Genomic DNA, 4,551 nt, shown 5'->3' with positions numbered 1-4,551 from the left:
ATGAGCTTTTTCAGAGCCATTGCTAATAATCAATTTATCGTGTGTTGGCTATAGTTGGTTTAGGTTCAGTAGAAAGTGGAATTGGCGTTGGTGACGATGTCAGTGTTGGAGTTGATATGGGCTCTAAAGAAGTTGCTTTTAGATTATCATCAGGCATGTTATAACACCTATTAAATTCAAATTCTTATTTTATGATTTAATCAGACCTCAACCTCCAGAAGATGCTTATGCGTTTTATCGTACTTACGTAGCAAATGCAGGTAGCGCTGTTATGGAGCCTATGTGTGGTTCTGGTCGATTTTTACTCCCGCTTCTCAAAGAACAATTTGATGTCTCTGGATTTGATGCCAGTGAATATATGTTGAGGCTAAGGCAAGGTTACAGCAGCTTAAGCCTGAGGTATGGCAAGGATTTGTTGAGCACTTGAATACACCACAACGATATAACCTGATCTTTATTCCCAGTGGCTCATTTGGACATCTTATTGATTTAGACTCTGTAAAAAAATCATTGAAGGTGCTTTATAATCATTTAAATGATGATGGAATTTTATTATTTGAAGCAGAAACCTCTAAAATAGTGCCTGACCAACTTGGTGTGTGGAGAGGGATGGTATACCATAAGCCTGATGGTAATCTTATTCTGGTAAACCGACTAACAACTTATAAAAACAATGTCTGTTATTCGATAGATAAATATGAGCTGGTAGAAAAAGGACAGATCATACAAACAGAAATTGAGAGTTTTAACGTTCGAATTTACAATGATCCTTTAGTTTAAATTAATATACTCAAAGATGTGGGCTTTAGAGGAGTTAAAACAATAAAGGCTTTTGATAACTCAGTTGCTCCTGATGAAGGAGACTCAAGCATTGTGTATGAATGTAAAAAATAAAATTATTAAATATATGACCTGCTAAGCCTGTTTTTGAAGGGGTATCTAACTACTGATAATTGCTGGGCAATGCATTTGACACATTACAGCTCCAATAAACCAGATAATAAACTTATTATTAGTTAAACCAATTGTGCCTCCAAATAAAATTCGTGATAATAAATAATGAGTACACAACTGATGAGCAACCGATGCTGAATATTCTAGACGATATTGATTTAACCTCCTTAAACACCTTGCACTTAAAATCAACAGCATCTCATTATGTTGTCTTAAATCAAGTCAAACAATTAGATGAACTAAGAGAGGCAATTGCGAATTTCCCCAAGTTCTTTATCTTGGGAGGAGGGAGTAATTTAATTATGCCCATCCGATACCATGGCTTAGTTATTCATAATGAGTTACGTGGTATCACAATGACTAAAGTTGGCCAAGAACAGATTGTTACTGCCATGGCCGGTGAGAATTGGGATTCCTTTGTGGCTTATTGCTGCTCTCATGGTGCTTTTGGGTTGGAAAACTTAAGTTTAATCCCAGGCACTGTGGGAGCTTCGCCAATTCAAAATATTGGTGCGTATGGAGTTGAGGTTAAAGATTTTATTAAAGAGGTTTTAGTATATGATCTGCAAACAGCAAAACTGGTTACCCTTAGCAACAGCGAATGTCAATTTAGTTATCGAAACAGTTTTTTAAAAAATAATTCGCGTTTTATAGTTATTAGCGTCAGTTTTGCTTTATTAACAGAGCCTGATCTTAATGCTAATTACGGTGATGTTGCACATAGACTTGCCTCTTTAACTAATCCCATGCCGTATGACTTGCGCACTATAATCATCAGTATTCGTCAAAGTAAATTACCTGACCCTAACGTGCTAGGTAATGCCGGTAGCTTTTTTCATAATCCCATCATCCCCCAAAAAATAGCACAGAAATTATGTATGCAATATCCGAATTTACCAGCGTTTCCCACAAATGATCCTGAGAAAATTAAAGTATCAGCAGGGTGGTTGATTGATAGTTTAGGTCTAAAAGGCTTAAGGCAAGGCAATGTCGGCATTTACCAGGAGCATGCATTGGTGATGGTAAATTATGGCGGCGCTTATCAAGCCGAGTTATTGGCGTTTGCCGAGCGGATTCAATCACAAATTAAAGAGCATTATGATATAGAACTTAATATTGAACCCATCATTTTAGATTGAAGAGAGCTACGTTTACCGCAAAAGAGGCCAACAAACGAAATAAATTTATGGGTAACATAATGAAACCAGAATATGAAGAAATTATTAGACGATTAAAGCAAAATGATGTTGAGCTCACAACCTTGTCCCTTCAACAGAAGGGTTTAACCTCTGAATAGTCTCAAGAATTTTTTAGAGCACTAGAAGGGAATACTATTGTCACTAAGTTACAATATCTAGGTAATAATTCGAGCGGCAATGCGGCTATAGCCTTAAGCACAATGTTGCAGAAGAATCAAACCATTGAGGAGCTTGAATTAGGTATCAATGAGTTAAATAATGAAGATATTCTTCATATCGTCAACGGCTTAAAACAAAACACCTCTGTTATTATTCTTGATCTGAATAGCAATCTATTCGATTCAGCTGGTCCTATTGCTGATTTGCTCGAACATAATAATTATATTCAAGAAATTGATCTTACCAACAGTAATATTAATAATGCTGGATTCACAGAAATTTATGAAGCATTGCAAAGAAACAAAAACTCATCACTAACGGCGTTTAATGTCTATTTTCCTCAAATACCTTGCATTGATGATTTTGATAATTTGTGTAGAGCAAATGGAAGTAGGTGTGAAAGTAGTGTAAGGCTATTTTAATCTTTTGTACTGTGGTTCGTTTGTGCAACAAAATGGAGATGGTAGAGACTATGTTTTCCGTAAAGAATATAAAGAAATCAATAATACTTTCACGTGGGTATAATAAACCACAGAGCCTAAATTCTGGTTTATTATCACAATTAAAAAGCTAGATTCATTAACTCTTCTTTTGTAGAATAAGTACTTTAAATTGCTTCACTTAGATAAGGAGTTCTTTGTGCATAGAATCAATATCTTATTAATTTCTTCATGCTCTCTTGTTTTTTTTCCATGCATACAGGCAAACGCGGCAAATGACAAGTAGGAGGTGCGGGAAGTAATTTAACAATTGGTGGTGCTACAGGAGGAACATTGATTAATGTTTCGGGAACTGACGGAGAGCGTATTATTACAGGAGTTGCTGCTGGTATTTCGGCTAATGATGCAGTGAATTTGGCTCAGCTTAATGCCGCAATAGCAAATATATCTCCAGGAGTTGCTGTGTCTGCAAACAATGCCAGTAATTTATCTAATGCAGTTTCTAGTGGAGAAAATTCTTTAGCAAGTGGCTATGGCGCTCAAGCGCTTGGTACTCAATCTACTGCATTGGGTAATAAAGCGGTGGCAACTGGAGTCAATTCGGTGGCACTAGGTTATAATTCCGATGATCAAGGACGTAATAATGTTGTATCCATAGGTAGCCCAGGGAGTGAGCGTCAAATTACTAACGTTGCACCAGGAACACAGGGAACTGATGCCGTTAATTTAAATCAATTAAATCAGGCGACCAGAACAACACGAAACGAAGCTCGAAGCGGGATCGCATCCGCCTTGGCTTTTGCCTCCTTACCTCAGGCCTTTATTCCTGGAAAGTTTTTGATTTCCGGTGGTTATGGTAATTTTCAAGGAGAATCAGGGTTTTCCATGGGAGCATCTAAAGCATTTGCCGATGGGAATGCTATTGTAAAGCTAGGAGGGACGGTTTCAGGGAGAGGTGATGCTGGAGGAAGTGTTGGTCTTGGTTTCCATTTTTAATCATTGGGATGATGACATTGCTTCATTTGCTAGTAAAGTTAATCATTGCGATAACTGTTCTTAGTGTTCAAAACATATCCTATTCCAAAACAGAGTTTAAACCTTGTGTTTTGGATAGGAAGCTTTTATTCCAAGAATCCAATGCGGCAAAAAAACTGAGCAAAAAATTTCAATATATTCGTCAATCGATTGAACTTAAATATAGGGAAAAATATACTGAACTTGATACGGAGGTGCAAACTCTGAAAAAAAATACACCTTACTTAAAGCCACATGAAATTAATGCTCATTTAGATAAAATTAAGCATTATCAAAAGATGCTAGCAATCGAAATAGAAAATGTAAATAATCGATTAATACAGCTGGATATTCAGATTACGAATAGTTTTGCAGAGATTTCAACTCCGCCAATAAGAGCCATTCTGGAAGGGCAACAATGTTCCTTGTTAATTTCTAAAGAGACGTTGCTCAGTGTCGCTGATGAGAGCTTAGATATCACCCAAAAAGTCCTTGATTTAATGAATGAAAATACAAATAGCTAACTAAGATGGGCGCTTCGGAGTTTCCACCCTGATGGTTTCCAGACTACATAATTAAGGCATTTCAGTAATAAGGAGTTTATATTCAAAAGAGAGTGCAACGAACAGCATATATACATTCCAATGATTCAGAGCTTGAATCTGAATCAGCTTGCCGAGCAAGAACCTTCAAAAGCTCGTCAAGTTTTTCAGTTTCGAACAAAGATTATTTGTATTAGTTCCGATTTAATCTGACACCTCACTTGAAAAGGTGAGAGTTTCCGG

6 protein-coding genes are annotated in these 4,551 nt (G+C 36.8%); 5 read left to right on the top strand and 1 reads right to left on the bottom strand.

Going from position 1 to position 4,551, the window contains the following annotated elements:
• Nucleotides 1-34 precede the first annotated feature (34 nt).
• On the bottom strand, nucleotides 35-157 hold the full coding sequence (locus Q0495_RS15970; protein WP_298628099.1) for a hypothetical protein: 123 nt from the start codon (nucleotides 155-157) through the stop codon (nucleotides 35-37).
• A 266-nt stretch (nucleotides 158-423) separates the two neighbouring features.
• Here Q0495_RS15970 and Q0495_RS15965 point away from each other — a divergent pair, with 266 nt between their 5' ends.
• The 5 genes from Q0495_RS15965 (at nucleotide 424) to Q0495_RS15945 (ending at nucleotide 4,290) form a co-directional block, all read left to right on the top strand.
• A complete protein-coding gene (locus Q0495_RS15965) occupies nucleotides 424-780 on the top strand; it encodes a hypothetical protein (protein ID WP_298628096.1) in 357 nt (118 codons plus the stop codon).
• Between the two features lie 305 nt (nucleotides 781-1,085).
• The gene (gene murB, locus Q0495_RS15960) at nucleotides 1,086-2,093 is read left to right on the top strand and encodes a UDP-N-acetylmuramate dehydrogenase (RefSeq protein WP_298628094.1); all 1,008 of its coding nucleotides are present in this window, start codon (nucleotides 1,086-1,088) and stop codon (nucleotides 2,091-2,093) included.
• Nucleotides 2,094-2,353: 260 nt separating this feature from the next.
• Nucleotides 2,354-2,734 carry a hypothetical protein gene (locus tag Q0495_RS15955; RefSeq protein WP_298628092.1) on the top strand — a complete coding sequence of 127 codons (381 nt, stop codon included), beginning with the start codon at nucleotides 2,354-2,356 and terminating at the stop codon, nucleotides 2,732-2,734.
• Nucleotides 2,735-3,085: 351 nt separating this feature from the next.
• A complete protein-coding gene (locus tag Q0495_RS15950) occupies nucleotides 3,086-3,748 on the top strand; it encodes a YadA-like family protein (RefSeq protein WP_298628090.1) in 663 nt (220 codons plus the stop codon).
• 17 nt (nucleotides 3,749-3,765) lie between these two features.
• Nucleotides 3,766-4,290, top strand: a complete 525-nt coding sequence (locus Q0495_RS15945; RefSeq protein WP_298628088.1) for an OmpH family outer membrane protein — start codon at nucleotides 3,766-3,768, stop codon at nucleotides 4,288-4,290.
• Nucleotides 4,291-4,551 lie beyond the last annotated feature (261 nt).

This window comes from uncultured Legionella sp. (assembly GCF_937871865.1).
In the GTDB taxonomy this organism is placed as follows: domain Bacteria; phylum Pseudomonadota; class Gammaproteobacteria; order Legionellales; family Legionellaceae; genus Legionella.
The sequence above is the reverse complement of the archived record's forward strand: the minus strand, read 5'-3'. Positions and strand labels throughout refer to the sequence as shown.

Excerpts from the sequence above, each read along its gene's own strand:
- Q0495_RS15970 (WP_298628099.1), bottom strand. The coding sequence starts at position 157 with ATGCCTGATGATAATCTAAAAGCAACTTCTTTAGAGCCCATATCAACT.
- murB (WP_298628094.1), top strand. The coding sequence starts at position 1,086 with ATGCTGAATATTCTAGACGATATTGATTTAACCTCCTTAAACACCTTG.
- Q0495_RS15955 (WP_298628092.1), top strand. The coding sequence starts at position 2,354 with ATGTTGCAGAAGAATCAAACCATTGAGGAGCTTGAATTAGGTATCAAT.